This is a genomic window from Pseudonocardia sp. ICBG1293 (assembly GCF_020131355.1).
Taxonomy (GTDB): Bacteria; Actinomycetota; Actinomycetes; order Mycobacteriales; family Pseudonocardiaceae; genus Pseudonocardia.
Genome location: NZ_JAHLEL010000038.1, coordinates 426833 through 442823 on the forward strand (window position 1 = coordinate 426833; position 15991 = coordinate 442823).

15 protein-coding genes are annotated in these 15991 nt (G+C 72.0%); 12 read left to right on the plus strand and 3 right to left on the minus strand.

All coding sequences use genetic code 11. From position 1 onward, the window contains the following. The 3 genes from KPF47_RS15795 to KPF47_RS15805 all read left to right on the plus strand — a co-directional run bounded on the left by KPF47_RS15795 (position 1) and on the right by KPF47_RS15805 (position 2871). Positions 1 to 1341, plus strand: coding sequence for an MCE family protein (locus tag KPF47_RS15795; RefSeq protein ID WP_224389529.1), 1341 nt, complete (start codon positions 1 to 3; stop codon positions 1339 to 1341). A 208-nt stretch (positions 1342 to 1549) separates the two neighbouring features. Continuing rightward, the gene (locus KPF47_RS15800) at positions 1550 to 2290 is read left to right on the plus strand and encodes a hypothetical protein (protein WP_224389530.1); all 741 of its coding nucleotides are present in this window, start codon (positions 1550 to 1552) and stop codon (positions 2288 to 2290) included. A gap of 26 nt (positions 2291 to 2316) precedes the next feature. Continuing rightward, entirely contained in the window at positions 2317 to 2871 is a 555-nt protein-coding gene (locus KPF47_RS15805) for a hypothetical protein (protein WP_224389531.1), read from the plus strand. 53 nt (positions 2872 to 2924) lie between these two features. Here KPF47_RS15805 and KPF47_RS15810 read toward each other — a convergent pair whose 3' ends face one another. After that, positions 2925 to 3731 (minus strand): SDR family NAD(P)-dependent oxidoreductase, encoded by an 807-nt coding sequence (locus KPF47_RS15810; RefSeq protein ID WP_224389532.1) that lies wholly within the window; start codon positions 3729 to 3731, stop codon positions 2925 to 2927. A gap of 247 nt (positions 3732 to 3978) precedes the next feature. Here KPF47_RS15810 and KPF47_RS15815 point away from each other — a divergent pair, with 247 nt between their 5' ends. The 7 genes from KPF47_RS15815 (at position 3979) to KPF47_RS15845 (ending at position 11625) form a co-directional block, all read left to right on the plus strand. Next, positions 3979 to 5091, plus strand: coding sequence for an NDMA-dependent alcohol dehydrogenase (locus KPF47_RS15815; RefSeq protein WP_224389533.1), 1113 nt, complete (start codon positions 3979 to 3981; stop codon positions 5089 to 5091). After that, a complete protein-coding gene (locus tag KPF47_RS15820; protein ID WP_224389534.1) occupies positions 5088 to 5600 on the plus strand; it encodes an enoyl-CoA hydratase/isomerase family protein in 513 nt (170 codons plus the stop codon). Before KPF47_RS15815 ends, KPF47_RS15820 begins: the two co-directional genes overlap by 4 nt. Before the next feature lie 76 nt (positions 5601 to 5676). Then, positions 5677 to 5997: an enoyl-CoA hydratase-related protein gene (locus KPF47_RS15825; RefSeq protein ID WP_224389535.1), complete on the plus strand. Its 321-nt coding sequence runs from the start codon at positions 5677 to 5679 to the stop codon at positions 5995 to 5997. Between the two features lie 35 nt (positions 5998 to 6032). Then, the gene (locus KPF47_RS15830) at positions 6033 to 7013 is read left to right on the plus strand and encodes a nitronate monooxygenase family protein (protein WP_224389536.1); all 981 of its coding nucleotides are present in this window, start codon (positions 6033 to 6035) and stop codon (positions 7011 to 7013) included. 114 nt (positions 7014 to 7127) lie between these two features. Next, positions 7128 to 8642, plus strand: coding sequence for a class I adenylate-forming enzyme family protein (locus tag KPF47_RS15835; protein ID WP_224389537.1), 1515 nt, complete (start codon positions 7128 to 7130; stop codon positions 8640 to 8642). Positions 8643 to 8733: 91 nt separating this feature from the next. Then, positions 8734 to 10422 carry an FAD-dependent oxidoreductase gene (locus tag KPF47_RS15840; RefSeq protein ID WP_224389538.1) on the plus strand — a complete coding sequence of 563 codons (1689 nt, stop codon included), beginning with the start codon at positions 8734 to 8736 and terminating at the stop codon, positions 10420 to 10422. Positions 10423 to 10473: 51 nt separating this feature from the next. Next, positions 10474 to 11625: an acyl-CoA dehydrogenase family protein gene (locus tag KPF47_RS15845; RefSeq protein ID WP_224389539.1), complete on the plus strand. Its 1152-nt coding sequence runs from the start codon at positions 10474 to 10476 to the stop codon at positions 11623 to 11625. A 6-nt stretch (positions 11626 to 11631) separates the two neighbouring features. On the opposite strand, the gene KPF47_RS15850 is transcribed toward KPF47_RS15845, so the two are convergent. Continuing rightward, complete coding sequence (locus KPF47_RS15850; RefSeq protein WP_224389540.1) at positions 11632 to 12555, minus strand: TIGR03621 family F420-dependent LLM class oxidoreductase; 924 nt, start codon at positions 12553 to 12555, stop codon at positions 11632 to 11634. A gap of 36 nt (positions 12556 to 12591) precedes the next feature. After that, positions 12592 to 13434 carry an IS5 family transposase gene (locus tag KPF47_RS15855; protein WP_224386276.1) on the minus strand — a complete coding sequence of 281 codons (843 nt, stop codon included), beginning with the start codon at positions 13432 to 13434 and terminating at the stop codon, positions 12592 to 12594. A gap of 202 nt (positions 13435 to 13636) precedes the next feature. Between KPF47_RS15855 and KPF47_RS15860 the strand changes: the two genes are divergently transcribed. Together KPF47_RS15860 and KPF47_RS15865 are read left to right on the plus strand one after the other, a co-directional pair. Next, positions 13637 to 14842, plus strand: a complete 1206-nt coding sequence (locus KPF47_RS15860) for a CaiB/BaiF CoA-transferase family protein (protein ID WP_224389541.1) — start codon at positions 13637 to 13639, stop codon at positions 14840 to 14842. Continuing rightward, positions 14839 to 15984, plus strand: a complete 1146-nt coding sequence (locus KPF47_RS15865) for an aromatic ring-hydroxylating dioxygenase subunit alpha (protein WP_224389542.1) — start codon at positions 14839 to 14841, stop codon at positions 15982 to 15984. The genes KPF47_RS15860 and KPF47_RS15865 overlap by 4 nt, the downstream gene beginning before the upstream one ends. The last annotated feature ends 7 nt before the right edge of the window (positions 15985 to 15991 follow it).

The window sequence follows — 15991 nt, forward strand, 5'->3', positions numbered from 1 at the left end:
GTGATCACCCGCTACGTGAAGGTGCAGCTGGCGATCTTCACCGTGCTCACGGTGGTCGCGACGCTGCTGATCGTCTTCCACTACGTCCGGGTACCACAGGTGCTCGGCATCGGCCGCATCGCCGTGACGGCGACGCTGCCGACGGCCGGGGGCCTCTACCCCAACGCCAACGTCACCTACCGCGGCGCGACGGTCGGCACGGTCACCGACGTCGACCTGGACCCCGAGGGCGTCCGCATCCGGATGACGATCGACGAGAACCACGTGCCACCGGCGGGCAGCCGGGCCGAGGTGCACAGCGTGTCGGCCATCGGCGAGCAGTACGTCGACTTCGTCCCCCAGGACCCCGCCGCCCCGCCGCTGGCCGACGGTGCGCACGTCCCGCTCGAGCTGACCTCGGTCCCGGTCCCGACCGCCGACGTCCTGCAGGGCACGGACAACCTGCTCACCTCGGTCGACCAGCAGAACTTCACCACCGTCCTGAACGAGTTCGCCGACGCGTTCCGGGGCATCGGCCCGGACCTGGGCCGGCTGGTCGACAACACCGGACTGCTGGTCGAGGAGGCGGATCGGAACTACGACCCGACCGAGAAGCTGATCAACGACTTCGAGGGCTTCGCCGACCCGCAGCTGGCCACCAGCGACTCGATCAGGAGCTGGGCGGCGAACCTGAACTCCTTCACCGGGCAGCTGCGCGAGAGCGACCCCGCACTGCGGTCGGTCCTGACGGACGGCTCCCGTGCCGCGCAGCAGGCCGAGGGACTGCTCAGCGACCTGAGCCGTAACACCCCGACGTTGCTGAGCACGACCGAGGTCCTGACCCGGCTGGCCGAGGCCTACAACGCCCCGCTCGAGCAGATCCTGGTCGTGTACCCGATGTTCACGGCCGGATCGCTGATCGTCGCGCCGGAGGCGGAGCCCGGCATCTTCCGGTTCAACCTCGGAACGAACGTGAACCAGCCCAACTGCGTCGAGGGGTGGATCCCCGCAGGCCAGCCGGGTGGACCGCGCAACGCGATGGAGGTCGGCGACGAGCCGCTCCCGGAGAACAGCTACTGCAAGCTGCCCCAGGACGACCCGACGCTGGCGCGCAGCGCGCGCAACCTGCCGTGCTTCGAGCCCGGGTCGCCTCCCGGACGCCGCGCGGCGACGATCTTCCAGTGCCGTGGTGACGGCTACAGCCCGTCGGCCGCGGGCCGGCTGACGCTGCGCCCGGACACCCCGGTGGACGGCGAGCCGGCCTTCGAGCCCCTCGGTGCGATCGGTGCGGTGAGCAGCCCCGCGCCCCCACCCGAGGCCATGACGCTGGGCGGTCTGATGTCCGTCCCGGGGGAGGCCTGACCTGCTCCTGCAGAGCTCGCGAGACCCCCTGACGATACAGAACGACGATTGTGTCAGTATCGGTTGGCCGTGACGGACACAACAGTCGCAGCCGTCAGGTTCGCGCCCCGGACCCCCGCCGGGGCGCTGGAACACGGTGCCGGTCCCCGCGTCCCGCTCATCCCCGGAGCGGGACGGCCCGGCACCGCCGAACCGAGGAGTTGACGTGGTGAGAACCTCCCAGAGCGGTCGGAGCGCGGGCTCGCCGCCGACCGGGGACGGGTCGGCCGCCGACCCGTCCCCGGACGATGTGACCCCCGAGGGTCCGGCGACCGACGCCCGTGGCGAGCGGGCGCGGGAGGGGACGGCCGGCGCCGGTGCGGCGGATCCCCTCCCTGCCACCGCACCCGTCCGCGGTGTCGACGAGCCCGGTCCGACCGGAGGCGACGCCCCCGCGGACGTCCCCCCGGGCGCCGACGGCGACGGGCCGGCGCCGAGCCCAGCTGTCCGGCGCGGTGTGCTCGCCTCGTTCGTCCTCGCGCTCGTCGCGGCCGTGGTGAGCGGGATCGTGTGGAACACGGGCCGCGCGGCCGAGTCCGATCGGGCCGCGGCGCTCGAGGCGGCCCAGGACGCTGCGGTGATGCTGACGTCGATCAACCACGAGACCGCCGAGCAGGACGTGCGACGGGTCGTGGAGGACTCCACCGGGGACTTCGGCGGGCTGTTCGCGCAGAACCTGGACTCCTACATCGCCCTCGTGAAGGAGTCGAAGGTGTCCACCCAGGGCGAGGTGACCGGGGCCGGCATCGACTCCATCGACGCCTCGACCGCGCGGGCGATCCTGGCGGTGAAGGCGAACGTGTCCAATCAGAGCGTGCCGAACGGCGAGCCGCGGTTCTACCGGATGGTCACCGAGCTGGAGAAGAAGGACGGCGAATGGCTCGTGTCGCGAGTGGAGTTCGTGCCGTGAGGGGTCCGAGGGCACTGCTTCGTCCCGTGGGCCGCGGTCTGAGGTGGCTCGGCCTGCTGCCGGTCCGGGCGTACCGGTCGGTCGTCGGCTGGTACCGCGACCGCCCCCGGCAGGCGACACGGGTGCTCGGGGCCGGTGCCGTGGTGCTGGCGGCGCTGGCGGTGCTGTTCACCGTGCTGCAGGTGCAGAACATGCGGACGGACTCGGCCCGGAACGAGGCGCGAGCGGTGGCCGAGGAGGTCGTGCCGCGGCTGCTGTCCTACGACCACCGCAGTATCGCCGACGAGCTCGACGAGCGGACCGAGCAGGTCGGCGGCAGGTTCCGCGAGGACTACACCAGCCTGGTCCGGGACATCGTCATCCCGGCGTCGAACCGCGACCAGCTGGTCACCCAGACCTCCGCGGCCGCGGTCGGCACGACCGAGGTGTCGTCGCCGGGGCAGGTCCAGCTCATGATGTTCCTGAACCAGACCTCCACGCGGGCGGGGCAGGACCAGCCGACGCTGTCGGGATCGCGCGTGCGGGTCACGATGGAGCAGGACGGCGACCGCTGGCTGGTGTCGGCGCTCGACCCGGTGTGACGGGCCGCGCCGGGAGGCCCGGCCTCCCGGCGCGCGGTCGATCCGGTGTCTGCTCAGTGCCCGCTCATTCCGCCGTCGACGGCGAGCGTCGCCCCGGTGACGTAGCCGGAGGCGGGTGCGGCGAGGAACAGCATCGCGGCGTCGAGCTCACGCTGGGTGCCGAGTCGCTGCAGCGGCGCGCCGGCGAGGAAGCGGCCGAGGGTCTCCTCCGGCATCTCCTCGGTCATCTCGGTGTTGACGAACCCGGGGGCGAGCGCGTTGACCCGGATCCCGCGGCGGCCCGACCACTGCTGGGCGAGGTCACGGGTCAGGCCGAGGAGGCCGGCCTTGCTCGCCGAGTAGGCGGCCTGCGGAAGCGCCGACGCGACGAGGCCCAGCACGCTCGCGACGTTCACGATCGCCGAGCCGGGCTCCATCCGCCGGGCGCAGGCCTGCGCCATCCAGTACGCCCCGGACAGGTTGACGTCGAGCACGCCCCGGAAGTCGCCGGGCTCCTCCCTCAGTGCCGGAACCACGCTGCTGATGCCGGCGTTGTTCACGAGTGCGTCGACCCGGCCGAAGCGTTCGAGTGCGGCCCCCGCGACCCGGTCGCAGTCGTCGGGGTCGGCGACGTCGGCCGTGACGGCGTGCCACCGACGGTCGTGCCGCGCCACCGCGGCGCCGGTCTCGGCGAGGCGGTCGGCCCTGCGGGCGGCCAGGACGACGTCCGCCCCCGCCTCGGCGAGCGCGACCGCGAACCCGGCCCCGAGTCCGGAGCTCGCCCCGGTGACGACGGCGACCTTCCCGTCGAGCCGGAAGAGGTCGAGCAGGGGGGTCTGCGGGGCGGGCCGCTCCCCGGGCGCGGCATCATCGGCGATCATGTGACGGATGATGTCATATGTATCTATCAGTGCGGCTCGGGTGCGCTCCTACCTGGTGCAATGCATCTTGAGTTGTCCGTTACGAGACAAAAACACGAAGACGTATTGACGGCCCTACCTACCAACTTTAGGCTGGCCACGCTCTGGAGGGTCCCGATCTTCCCCGGCCCCCTCGCCGAGGCCGTCGAGGGAGACGGTCGCTCCGCTCCGAGCGGCATACCGCACATTCCCCGAGAGGAACAAGACGATGAAGTCGAGGGCAGCTGTCCTGTGGGAGGCACCGGGCGAGTGGGACGTCATCGAGATCGACGTCGACGAGCCGAAGGAACACGAGGTCCTCGTACGGTACAAGTCCGCTGGGCTGTGCCACTCCGACGACCATCTCGCCAAGGGTGACGTGCCGTCGGCCCACTACCCCTACTGCGGCGGGCACGAGGGTGCCGGCGTGGTCGAGCAGGTCGGGTCCGGAGTGCGGGACCTGCAGCCCGGCGACCACATCGTGGCCAGCTTCATCCCCGGCTGCGGCCGCTGCCGCTGGTGCGCCGAGGGCAAGCAGAACCTCTGCGACAACGGCGCGTTCATGATGACCGGGACCCAGCTCGACGGAACCTTCCGGCTGCACCACGGCGACACCGACGTCGCCCAGTGCTCGTTGGTGTCGACCTTCTCCGAGTACAGCGTCCTCCCCGAGTGGGGCGCCATCAAGATCGACAAGAGCATCCCGCTGGAGAGCGCCGCCCTCGTGGGCTGCGGTGTCCCGACCGGGTGGGGATCCGCGGTCAACGCCGCCCAGGTGCGGCCCGGGCACGTCGTGATCGTCATGGGTGTCGGCGGGATCGGCATCAACGCGGTGCAGGGCGCGAAGCACGGTGGCGCCCTCCGCGTCATCGCGGTCGACCCGGTCGGGTTCAAGCGCGAGAGCGCGCTCAAGCTCGGTGCGACCGACGCGGTCGGCACCATGGCCGAGGCCACCGCACTGGCCAAGGACCTGACCAACGGCCAGGGCGCGGACAGCGCGATCGTCTGCGTCGGCGTGGCGACCGGCGAGCACGTCGCCGAGGCGTTCGCGTCGGTCCGCAAGGACGGCGTCGTGGTGCTCACCGCGGTCGCGAACTTCATGACCACCGGCATCCCGGTGAACCTGATGGAGCTCGCGATGTACCAGAAGCGGATCCAGGGTGCCCTGTTCGGGATGTCGTCGCCGACCCGCGACGTGCCCTACTTCCTGAACATGTACCAGCAGGGCTACCTGCGGCTCGACGAGCTCGTGAGCCGGCGGTACAAGCTCGAGGAGATCAACCAGGGCTACGCCGACATGCACGCGGGCCTGAACCTGCGCGGAGTGGTCGACTTCGCGTGACCGGCGTGGGGCAGGCGGAGGTGGCCGTCCGGCGGAGCGGTCCGGCGGCGACGATCGAGCTGTCGAACCCCGGCCGGCGCAACGCGCTGACCGCGTCGATGCTCGACGAGCTGTACCGCCTGCTGACCGAGCTCGACGACGACCCGCAGGTGCGGGTCGTCGTCGTGACCGGGCGGGACGGCGACTTCTGCTCCGGGGCCGACCTGTCGGCGGTGTCCGACGAGCGGCACCCGCTCGGCTCGATGAACCGGATCAACCGGGCGGCGCTGGCGCTGCATCGGATGGCCACGCCGACCGTCGCGCGCGTCGACGGGGTGGCCGTCGGGGCGGGGCTGAACCTGGCACTGGCCTGCGACCTCGTCGTCGCGTCCGACCGGGCCCGCTTCTCCGAGGTGTTCGTCCGGCGCGGGCTGGCCGTCGACTTCGGCGGCTCCTGGGTCCTGCCTCGGCTGGTCGGCCTGCACCGGGCTAAGAGGTCGTTTCAGAACGACTTGTCGAGTTTCCATTGACCCCTCGACGACAGATCAAACGGCAGGTCAGATAGCCGCTTGTCGTCTACAACAGACACGTCGACCTCGTTCTGAAATGACCTCTAAGGAGCTCTGTCTGCTCGGCGAGATCGTCCCCGCGGACCGCGCCGCCGAGATCGGCCTGGTCAACCGGGTCGTGCCGGTGTCCGAACTCGACACCGTCACGGGTGACCTGGTGGACCGGCTCGCCGCCGGGCCCGCGGTGGCGATGGCGCTGACCAAGCGACTGCTCACCGATGGCGGTGACCGCAGCATCTCCGAGGCCCTGGACGCGGAGGCCGCCGCGCAGGCGATCACCCTGCGCGGCGACGACTCGCGGGAGGCCTTCAGTGCGTTCCGCGAGAAGCGGGACGCGAAGTTCACCGAGCGGCTTTGACGCCGCACGCACCGGATCCCAGCGGGAGGAGACAGATGGCGCTGCGTACGAGGCTCACCGAGGTCTTCGGGATCGAGCACCCGGTCGTCCAGGGCGGGATGCAGTGGGTGGGCCGCGCGGAGCTCGTCGCCGCGGTCGCCGAGGCCGGCGGCCTCGGCTTCCTGACCGCGCTGACCCAGCCGACCCCCGAGGACCTGGCGAAGGAGATCGCGCGCTGCCGCGAGCTCACCGACCGGCCGTTCGGGGTGAACCTGACGATCCTCCCGGCGATCGACCCGCCGCCGTACGACGAGTACCGGCGGGTGATCGTCGAGTCCGGCATCCCGATCGTCGAGACGGCCGGGTCCAACCCCGAGCCGCACCTGCCGCTCTTCCACGAGCACGGCGTGAAGGTGCTGCACAAGTGCACCAGCGTCCGGCACGCCCTCAAGGCCGAGCGGGTGGGCGTCGACGGCGTGAGCATCGACGGGTTCGAGTGCGCGGGGCACCCCGGCGAGGACGACGTGCCGGGGCTGGTCCTGATCCCGGCGGCGACGGCCCGCCTGTCGGTCCCGGTGGTGGCCTCCGGCGGGTTCGCCGACGGCCGCGGTCTCGCGGCGGCGCTCGCGCTCGGCGCCGACGGCATCAACATGGGCACCCGGTTCATGGCGACCGTCGAGGCGCCGGTCCACCGGAACGTGAAGCAGGCGATCGTGGACGCCGACGAGCGGGCCACCGACCTGATCTTCCGGCCGCTGCGGAACACCGCACGGGTGGCGCGAAACGCGGTCAGCACCGAGGTCGTCCGGATCCTCGACGGGGGCGGGCAGTTCCCGGACGTCCGCGAGCTGGTGGCGGGGGCCCGCGGGCGGACGGTGTTCGAGACCGGCGAGCTCGACGCCGGTGTCTGGACGGCGGGCCAGTGCCAGGGACTGATCGACGACATCCCCACGGTCGCCGACCTGGTGCACCGCATCGTCGCCGACGCCGAGGAGGTGCTCGGCCGGCTCGCCGGCCGGGTCGTCGTACCGGCCTGACCCGTACCGGGCCGGCCAGGCGGCCAACCGAAGGATGTCCACGTGACCGGGAGGACCGGGGCCCGAGGCCCCGTCCGGTCGCCGGCTGCGCACCGTGGCGCGAGAAGGAGAATCATGGCGACGTCAGTTGCATCGGCCCTGCACTGGTGGGCTCGTCGGAAGCCGGACCAGCAGGCCGTCGTCGTCGGCGACGACGCCGTGACCTACCGGCAGCTGCAGGACTGGTCCGGACGGCTCGCCCGCCGGCTGGTCGGGGAGGGCGTCTCGCCCGGCGACCGGATCGGCCTGATGAGCACGAACAGCGTCGAGTGGGTCGTGACGGCCTGGGGGATCATCAAGGCGGGCGGCGTGCTCGTCCCGCTCAACCCCCGGCTGGTCGCGAGCGAGCTGCACAAGATCCTCGGCGACTCCGGCGCCGGGGTGGTCGTGACCGCTGAGGCGCACGAGGAGACGCTCAAGGAGGTCGTCGGGCTCGGGCACGACCTCACGACCGTCCCGTTCGACGAGGTCGGCCGGCTCCGAACCGGCGGCACCGACGACTTCCGGATCGACCTCGACCCCGCGGACCCGGTGGCGATCCTGTTCACCAGCGGGTCGACCGGCCTGTCCAAGGGTGTCGTCTGCACCAACCGGACGCTGCTCGACATCGTCTTCGAGAACTCGCTGACCGACCCCGGGATGCGGCCCGGCGCGCGAACGCTCCTGCTGCTGCCCCTGGCCTTCACCCCGGGCCTGGTCTACGGCGTGGTGATCACCGGTGTGCTCGGCGGGACGCTGGTCGCGGAGCGGGAGATGAAGCCCTCGCGCGCCGTGCAGCTGATCGAGAAGCACCGGATCACCGTCATGTTCGGCGTGCCGCTGATCTTCCAGGCGCTGGCTGCGACCCCGGAGTTCGCCGACGCCGACCTCAGCAGCCTGGACACCGCGATCGTCGGTGGCGCGGCGGTACCCGTGCCGCTGCTGGAGGCGTACGCGGCGAAGGGCGTCGTGCTCCGCCAGATCTACGGGATGACCGAGGTCGGCGGCGTCGCGACCGCGACGTGGCCGGAGGAGGCCGCCGACCACCCCGACAAGTGCGGCAGCGGCAACGTCTTCACCGAGATCAAGGTCGTCCGCCACGACGGCACCGAGTGCGATCCCGGCGAGAACGGCGAGATCGTCATGCGCGGGCCCGGTGTCACACCCGGGTACTGGCAGGACGAGGAGAACACGGCCACGGCGCTGCGCGACGGCTGGCTGCACAGCGGCGACCTCGGGAACCGCGACGAGGGCGGCCGGCTCACCTTCGTCGACCGGCTCAAGGACCTGATCATCACCGGTGGCATCAACGTGTCGCCGTTCGAGCTGGAGGCCGTGATCTCCCAGATCCCCGGGGTGAAGGAGGTCTCGGTGATCGCCGCCGAGGACGAGCGGTTCGGCGAGACCCCGGCGGCGATCGTCTGGGGCGAGGGCCTCGACGAGGCGTCGATCATCGCGGAGTGCAACCGGCACATGGCGGACTACAAGGTCCCGCGCTACGTCGTGGTCCGCGAGGACCCGCTGCCGCGGCTGCCCAGCGGGAAGATCGCGAAGCCGGCGATCCGCACCGAGTACTCGGACATCACGTCCACCCACCAGAAGGTGCGTTGATCCCCAGCGCGACGCATCCCTCCGGCGGCGGCGGGCCCCGACGGGCCCGCCGCCGCCGGCCTGCTCCCGTCCGCACCGTCGAGGACCACCGATGACCCATGTGATCACCCGCTCGTGCTGCAACGACGCGTCGTGCGTCGAGGTCTGCCCCGTCGACTGCATCCACCCGACGCCCGACGAGCCCGGTTACGCGACCGCCGAGATGCTCTACATCGATCCGGACACCTGCATCGACTGCGCGGCCTGCATCGACGTGTGCCCGGTGTCGGCGATCGTGCCGGACGAGGACCTCGAACCGGTCGACGAGCGCTACCTACGGATCAACGCGGCCTGGTACGACGGCCGGGAACCGGCCGCGCGGACGGGGCGGACCGAGCCGGAGATCAGCTCGCCCGAGGGGGCGGGGCCGTTGCGGGTCGCCGTCGTCGGGACCGGGCCGGCCGCCTGCTACGCCGCGGAGAGCATGCTGCGCCGGCGCGGGCTGGACGTCGAGATCACGATGATCGACCGCCTGCCGGTGCCGGGCGGCCTGATCCGGCACGGCGTGGCTCCCGACCACCAGGACACCAAGGGGGCGGGCACCGCGCTCGCCCGCACCTGGGGGCGTCGGAAGGTCGCCCTGCACCTCAACGTCGAGGTGGGGGAGCACATCGGGCACGACGAGCTGCTCGCCCACCACCACGCGGTGCTCTATGCGGTCGGTGCCCCGGGCGGGCGGAGCCTCGGGATCACCGGGGAGGACCTGCCCGGCTGCAGCTCGGCCACCGACTTCGTGGCCTGGTACAACGGCCACCCGGACGCCGCGGACCGGCGGTTCGACCTGTCCGGCGAGCGCGCGGTCGTCGTCGGCAACGGCAACGTCGCCCTCGACGTTGCCCGCGTGCTGGTCGCGGGGGAGGAGCACCTGGCGGGCACCGACACCTCGGCGCACGCGCTCGCCGCGCTGCGGGACAGCGCGGTCCGTGAGGTCGTGGTCCTCGGCCGCCGGGGCCCCGCCCAGGCGGCGTTCACGACCCCCGAGCTCCTGGCGCTCGGCGACCTTCCCGGGATCGACGTCGTCGTCGACCCCGCGGAGATCGAGCTCGACGAGGTCACGGCGGCCCGGTTGGAGCGGGAGCCGGATCCGGTCCTCGCCCTGAAGCTGGACGCGCTGCGCGAGCTCGCCGGGCGCGAGCCGGGCGGTGCCGGCCGCCGCATCGTCCTCCGGTTCCTCACCGGGCCCGACGAGATCCTCGGGGAGGAGCGCGTCGAGGGCGTCCGCGTCGCGCGGAACACCGCGGTCGCCGACGGGGACCGGGTCGCCGCCCGGCCGACCGGCGAGACCGAGGAGCTCGACTGCGGGCTCGTCCTCACCTCGGTCGGCTACCGCGGCGCGCGGATCCCCGGGGTGCCCTTCGACGAGCAGCGCGGGGTCCTCCCGAACGACGACGGCCGGGTCACCGATCCGGGCACCGGCGAGGCCGTGACCGGCGTCTACACCGCGGGCTGGATCAAGCGCGGCCCGAGCGGCGTGATCGGCACGAACCGCTGGTGCGCCGAGGACACCGTGAACGCCCTGCTGGCGGACTGGTCGGCGGGCCGGCTGGACACCCCGCGGGCAGGAGGATCGGAGTTCTCGGCGCTGGTGGCCGAGCGCAGGCCCGAGGCGATGGGGCTCGCCGAGTGGAAGGCGATCGACGCCCACGAGCGGCGGACCGGCCGGGGCGAGGGACGCCCCCGGGTCAAGCTCGTCGACATCCGGGACATGCTCGACGTGGTCGAGGCCGCGGCGACCCGCTGACACCGTCCGTCCCGTTCACCGCCGGTCCGACCGGCCGGAAGGAGAGACCGCGTGGAGACCGACCTGTACGAGGCCGACCACGAGGCGTACCGCGAGACGGCCCGGGCCTTCGTGACCCGGGAGGTGGTGCCCAACGTGGAGCGGTGGGGCACCGACCGGCAGATCGACCGGGAGACGTGGAAGAAGGCGGGCGCGGCCGGCCTGGTCGGGCTCGCGGTGCCGGAGGACTACGGCGGCGCGGGGGAGCCGGACTACCGTTTCCGTTTCGTGCTGTCCGAGGAGATCGCCGCGGCCGGGGCGGCGTCCCTGCAGTCCGCGTTCGGGACCAACGACGACATCGTCCTTGGCTACCTGCTGAACCTCGCCGGCCCGGAGCAGCGGGAGCGCTGGCTCCCCGGCTTCGCGAGCGGGGAGACGATCGCCGCCATCGCGATGAGCGAGCCGGCGGCGGGCAGTGACCTGCGGGGTATCGCGACGACCGCCGTCCGCGACGGCGACCACTGGGTCCTCAACGGCTCCAAGACGTTCATCAGCAACGGGATCACCTCGGACCTGGTCGTCGTCGTGACCCGCACCGACCCGGACGCGGGCTCCGCCGGGTACTCCCTGTTCGTCGTCGAGCGGGACACCCCGGGCTTCGAGCGCGGCCGCAAGCTGGACAAGATCGGGCTCCCCGGCCAGGACACCGCGGAGCTGTTCTTCCAGGACGCGCGGGTGCCGGCGGCCAACCTGCTCGGCGAGCTCGGCGGTGGGCTGCCCGCGCTGATGCAGAACCTGCCCCGTGAGCGGATGGGCATCGCGGTCGCCGCGCAGTGCTCGGCCGAGGCCGCGTTCCGGTGGACGCTCGACTACACCCGCGAGCGCACGGCCTTCGGTAAGCCGCTCGCTGCGCAGCAGAGCGTCGGGTTCACGCTCGCCGACCTCCGGACCCGGATCGAGGTGACCCGCAGCTACGTCGACCGGTGCGTCCGCGAGCTGAACGCGGGCCGGCTCACCCCGGTGGATGCGGCCAAGGCCAAGTGGTGGGCCACCGAGATGCAGTGGCAGGTGATCGACACCGGGGTCCAGCTGCACGGCGGCTACGGCTACATGACCGAGTACCCGATCGCGCGTGCCTTCACCGACGCCCGGGTCCAGCGGATCTACGGCGGCGCGAACGAGATCATGAAGGAGATCATCAGCCGGGACCTCGTCCGGGGCTGAGAGCCCTCAGGTCCCGGCGAGCTCGGCGACGACCGGGGCCATCCGCTCCAGCAGCGTCTCGTTCACCGTCAGGTAGCTCACGCCCGTCTCGTCGCGGCGGCGGCGGAGCTCGTCGGCGATCTCCGCGGTGTCCCCCACGAGCACGCTGGGCAGCCGGGGCACCTCGCCGGGCTCGACGCCGAAGCTGTCGGCCAGCCGGTCGATCCGGGCGGTGTCGGCGCGGTCGTGGATCCCGGTGATCGACATGTGCAGCTCGACCGTGGCCCCGCGGGCCGCGGCCACCTCCCGGATCCGGGCCGCCTTGGCGGTGACCTGCTCCCGTCCGGTGGTCCGTGCCGCGGCGCGGCCGATCCGGCCGCTCCGCATGTCCGGGGCGATCCCGACGACGTCGGCGTGCCGGGCCGCGAGATCGAGCACCCGCCGCCCGCCGCCGCCCACGAGCAGCCGCGGCGGGGTCGCGGTGGCGGCACCCTCCGGCAGGTCCTCCAGCACGTAGTGCGTCCCGGCGAACGACGTGCGCCCGGCCCAGCACCCCCGGATCAGCGCGAGGGCCTCGCCGAGGCGGTCGACCCGCTCGGCGGGCTCCCGGAACGGGTGGCCGAGCATCGTGTGGTCGGCGGCCAGCCAGCCCGCCCCGATGCCCAGCTCGAACCGGCCGCCGGTCGCGGCGGCGAGCCACGCGGCGTCCCGCGCGACGACGGCCGGGTGGCCGGTCTCGTTGTCCAGCACCAGCGTCCCGACGGTCAGCCCCGACGTGGCCGCGGCCGCCGTCGCGAGGGCGGGCAGCGGCGGTACCGACGGCACGCTGAAGTGCTGGGGGACCTGGAGCACCGACCAGCCCTGGTCCTCGACCCGCCGGGCGAACGCCGGCCAGCCTCCCGGACCGCAGGTGGCACCGGTGCTGAGTACCCCGAAACGGAATCCCGACATCGCTTCACCTTAGAGGTCGCGCGGATTGGTTGGTGATCATGGACGTCGTGCAGGTCGGGCGTTCCAGCGGTGTGTGGTCCAGGCCTGCCGAATCAAGCTACGGAGTGTGACGATCGTGTCGGCGAGGTCGAAGAACGCGTCGACGACGATTTCTCGTCGTTCGTAGCAGCGCTGCAGCCGGTTGAAGCTGTTGTGCCAAGCGTTGGTCCGCTCGACGTGCCAGCGGCGGGTGGCCTGGATCGGCGCTTTCTCACCCTTGTGCGCGATCTCGCCGTGCAGGCCTCGTTCGGCCAGCGTGTCGCGGGTCTTGCCGGAGTCATAGCCGGCGTCGAGGTGCACGGTGATGTCGTCGGGCAGCGGGCCGAGAGCATCGAGGCGGTCGAGGGTGGGGCCCAGTAGCGGGGAGTCGTGCCGGTTGGCTCCGGCCAGGACTCGGCCCAGCGGGATGCCGTATCCCTCGACGAGCACCGAACGTTTCATACCCTGTTTGCGCCGGTCCACCGGCGACGGACCGGCGACCTCGCCGCCGCCGGGGGCCTTGGTGATGGCGCCATCGACGGCGATGTCGTGCAGCAGCAGACCGACGATGCGGTCGTAGGCGTCCAGGACGATCCGACGCAGCTGGGCGAAGACCCCGAGCCTGATCCACTCGTCACGACGATCGCGGATGGTGGTCGCCGAGCAGGTGCTGTCAGCGATGCCCTCATACGAGCAGCCGAACCGCAGTACCTGCAGGAGCTTGTCGAACACGATCCGATCCGCGATCCGGCGGCGATGGCAGCCCAGCGGATGGGTGGGATCGAACTCGTCTCGATGAGGCAGCAGCGCGGTGAACTGGTCCCACAACGGCTCGGTCAGCCATGATGGCAGGGTGGGCACGCGGCCTCCAGACGATCACGAAGCGTAGATAACTTCATGATCGGCAGGCCCGTACCCGCCCTCGCCCCCAGACACTCGACCGCGGCCAAGCTGTGACCAATCCGCGCGACCTCTTAAGGCAGAAGGTAGCTGTCGGTATCGTGAGATGATTGACAGATATTGTCTCACGTGTCACGGTTCGGCGACGGACGGAGGAGGAGTGGTGGGCGGATACTCGTTGCTCGACGGCGTGCGCGTCGTCGAGGTCGCGCAGCTGGCGCCGTCGTCGGTCGGCGGGCACCTCGCCGATCTCGGCGCCGACGTCATCAAGATCGAGACGCCCGGCCGCGGCGAGGGCGTCCGGTACGCCGGGGCGCAGGCCGTCGGTGGACCGGACGGCCCCGGGTTCATGCACCTGCGGTGGAATCGCGGCAAGCGCAGCGTCGAGCTCGACCTGCGCACGGCGGAGGGCGCCGAGGCGTTCCTCCGGCTCGCCGCGTCCGCCGACGCGGTGGTCGAGGGGACGAGGCACGGGTATCTCGACCGGCTCGGGCTCGGCTGGGAGCGCCTGGCCGGTCAGCGCCCGTCGACCGTGCTGTGCGAGGTCTCCGGGACCGGCGCCGAGGGGCCGTACCGCGACCTCGCCACCGGCGGGATGTGGTTCGACGCCTACGCCGGGCTGCGCACGGTGGACACCGCGCGGCCGTCCCCGCCCGGGGTGATGGGCGGCTCGGGGGAGACCCCGCAGGCGATGTACGCCGTGGGCGCGTACGGCGCGATGGCGGTCCTGGCGGCGGTGCTGCGGGCACGCACCACCGGAGAGGGCGCGCGCCTGCAGGTGAGCAGCGCCGACGTCGCGATCGCCTGGATGCCGGACCGGATCGACGGCGCGCTGAACGCCGGCCGCACCCACCGGCGTCCGGGCTGGACCGCCGACGGGCGGCTGCCGGACTGGCCGCTGCTCGACGCGTACGCCACGAAGGACGGCGGCGCGATGGTGTTCGGCTCGCACACGCCGAAGTTCTGGCGGGCGTTCTGCGACGCGGTCGACCGGCCGGACCTGCTGGAGGTCGATCTCGTGTCGGTGGACGAGGGGTCCGACGCGCGCGCCCGGCACGTCTGGCGGGAGCTCGACGCCGTGTTCCGGACCCGGACGCGGGCCGAGTGGACCGCGCTCTTCCTGGCCCGCGACATCGCGGGAGGCCCGGTCAACACGGTGACCGAGCTGGTGGACGACCCGCACTTCACGGCCCGCGCCACCACCTACGACCAGGACGGGTTCCGGTTCGCCGCCAGCCCCGTCCGGGTCGTTGGGGAGGAGTTCGCGCCGCAGCGGGCCCCGGACCTCGGGGCCCACACCGACGAGGTGCTCGGGGAGATCCGAGCGTCCCGCCCGTCGACCACCACCACCCGGGGGACCGAGACATGACACTGCTGAACGACGACGTCGCACACACCCTCGCCGAGCACCTGCGCGCCGGGACCACGGAGATGTCCCCGACCGACCTCCGGGTGCCGATCTCGCACTTCGTCGGTGAGGAGCGGGCCGCGCAGGAGCGGGCGCTCCTGAAGCGGCTGCCGGTGATCATCGGGCACGGCTCGGAGATCGCGAGGCCCGGCAGCTTCCTGACCCGCGAGATCCTCGGGATGCCGCTGATCGTCGTCCGCCGGTCGGACGGCACGGTCGGCTCCTACCTCAACATCTGCCGGCACCGCGGCGGCCGGGTGGAGGACGAGCCGTGCGGCCAGAAGCGGATCTTCACTTGCCACTACCACGGCTGGAGCTACTCCCGGGAGGACGGCGGCCTGCGCGGCGTGCCGTACGACGACTTCTACACCCACGTCGACAAGGACCGGCACGGCCTGCACCGGATCCGGACCGAGGAGCGGCACGGCTTCCTGTTCGCCGTCCTGTCCGGCGACCAGGACCTCGACATCGACGACTGGCTGGGCCCCGAGGTGGACGCGCAGCTGTCGCCCTACGGCCTCGGCGGCGCCGAGATCTTCCTCGACGAGTCGTTCACCCTGGACATCAACTGGAAGATCGTCCTCGACGGTGCGATCGACGTCCTGCACCCGAAGTTCCTGCACCCCGAGGGCGTCGGGAAGCTGATCGAGACGAACACCAGCGTATGGCGGCAGTATGGCCGGCACGGCCAGTCCTTCAGCCCACGGACCCGGATGGGCGATCTCGCCCGCGCCGGGGAGGAGGTCGACGCCGACTTCCGGCTGATGGGCAGCAACCTGTTCCTCTACCCGAACTCGATGGTCATCTCGACGCCGGACCACGTCGAGTTCTGGACCGTGTGGCCCGACACGACCGACCCGAACCGGTCGACGACGCAGATCCGGTTCCTGGTCCGCCCGGAGAAGCGGACCGAGCGGATCGAGCGGCGGATCCGGCGGAGCTGGGAGATCCTGCAGGACGCGGCCGTGAACGAGGACTGGCCGATGGAGCTGACGATCCAGCAGAACGCGGCCGCGTGGCCGCACGGGACGTTCCTCTACGGCCGCAACGAGCAGGCCTGCCAGCACCTGCACCGCGAGCTCGCCGCCGACCTGGGCGACTGAGCCCCGG

Bases quoted from the DNA above. Each gene is read 5' to 3' on its own strand.
- KPF47_RS15810 (WP_224389532.1), bottom strand. From the start codon at position 3,731: ATGATCGCCGATGATGCCGCGCCCGGGGAGCGGCCCGCCCCGCAGACC.
- KPF47_RS15815 (WP_224389533.1), top strand. From the start codon at position 3,979: ATGAAGTCGAGGGCAGCTGTCCTGTGGGAGGCACCGGGCGAGTGGGAC.
- KPF47_RS15825 (WP_224389535.1), top strand. From the start codon at position 5,677: ATGACCTCTAAGGAGCTCTGTCTGCTCGGCGAGATCGTCCCCGCGGAC.
- KPF47_RS15830 (WP_224389536.1), top strand. From the start codon at position 6,033: ATGGCGCTGCGTACGAGGCTCACCGAGGTCTTCGGGATCGAGCACCCG.
- KPF47_RS15835 (WP_224389537.1), top strand. From the start codon at position 7,128: ATGGCGACGTCAGTTGCATCGGCCCTGCACTGGTGGGCTCGTCGGAAG.
- KPF47_RS15840 (WP_224389538.1), top strand. From the start codon at position 8,734: ATGACCCATGTGATCACCCGCTCGTGCTGCAACGACGCGTCGTGCGTC.
- KPF47_RS15850 (WP_224389540.1), bottom strand. From the start codon at position 12,555: ATGTCGGGATTCCGTTTCGGGGTACTCAGCACCGGTGCCACCTGCGGT.
- KPF47_RS15865 (WP_224389542.1), top strand. From the start codon at position 14,839: ATGACACTGCTGAACGACGACGTCGCACACACCCTCGCCGAGCACCTG.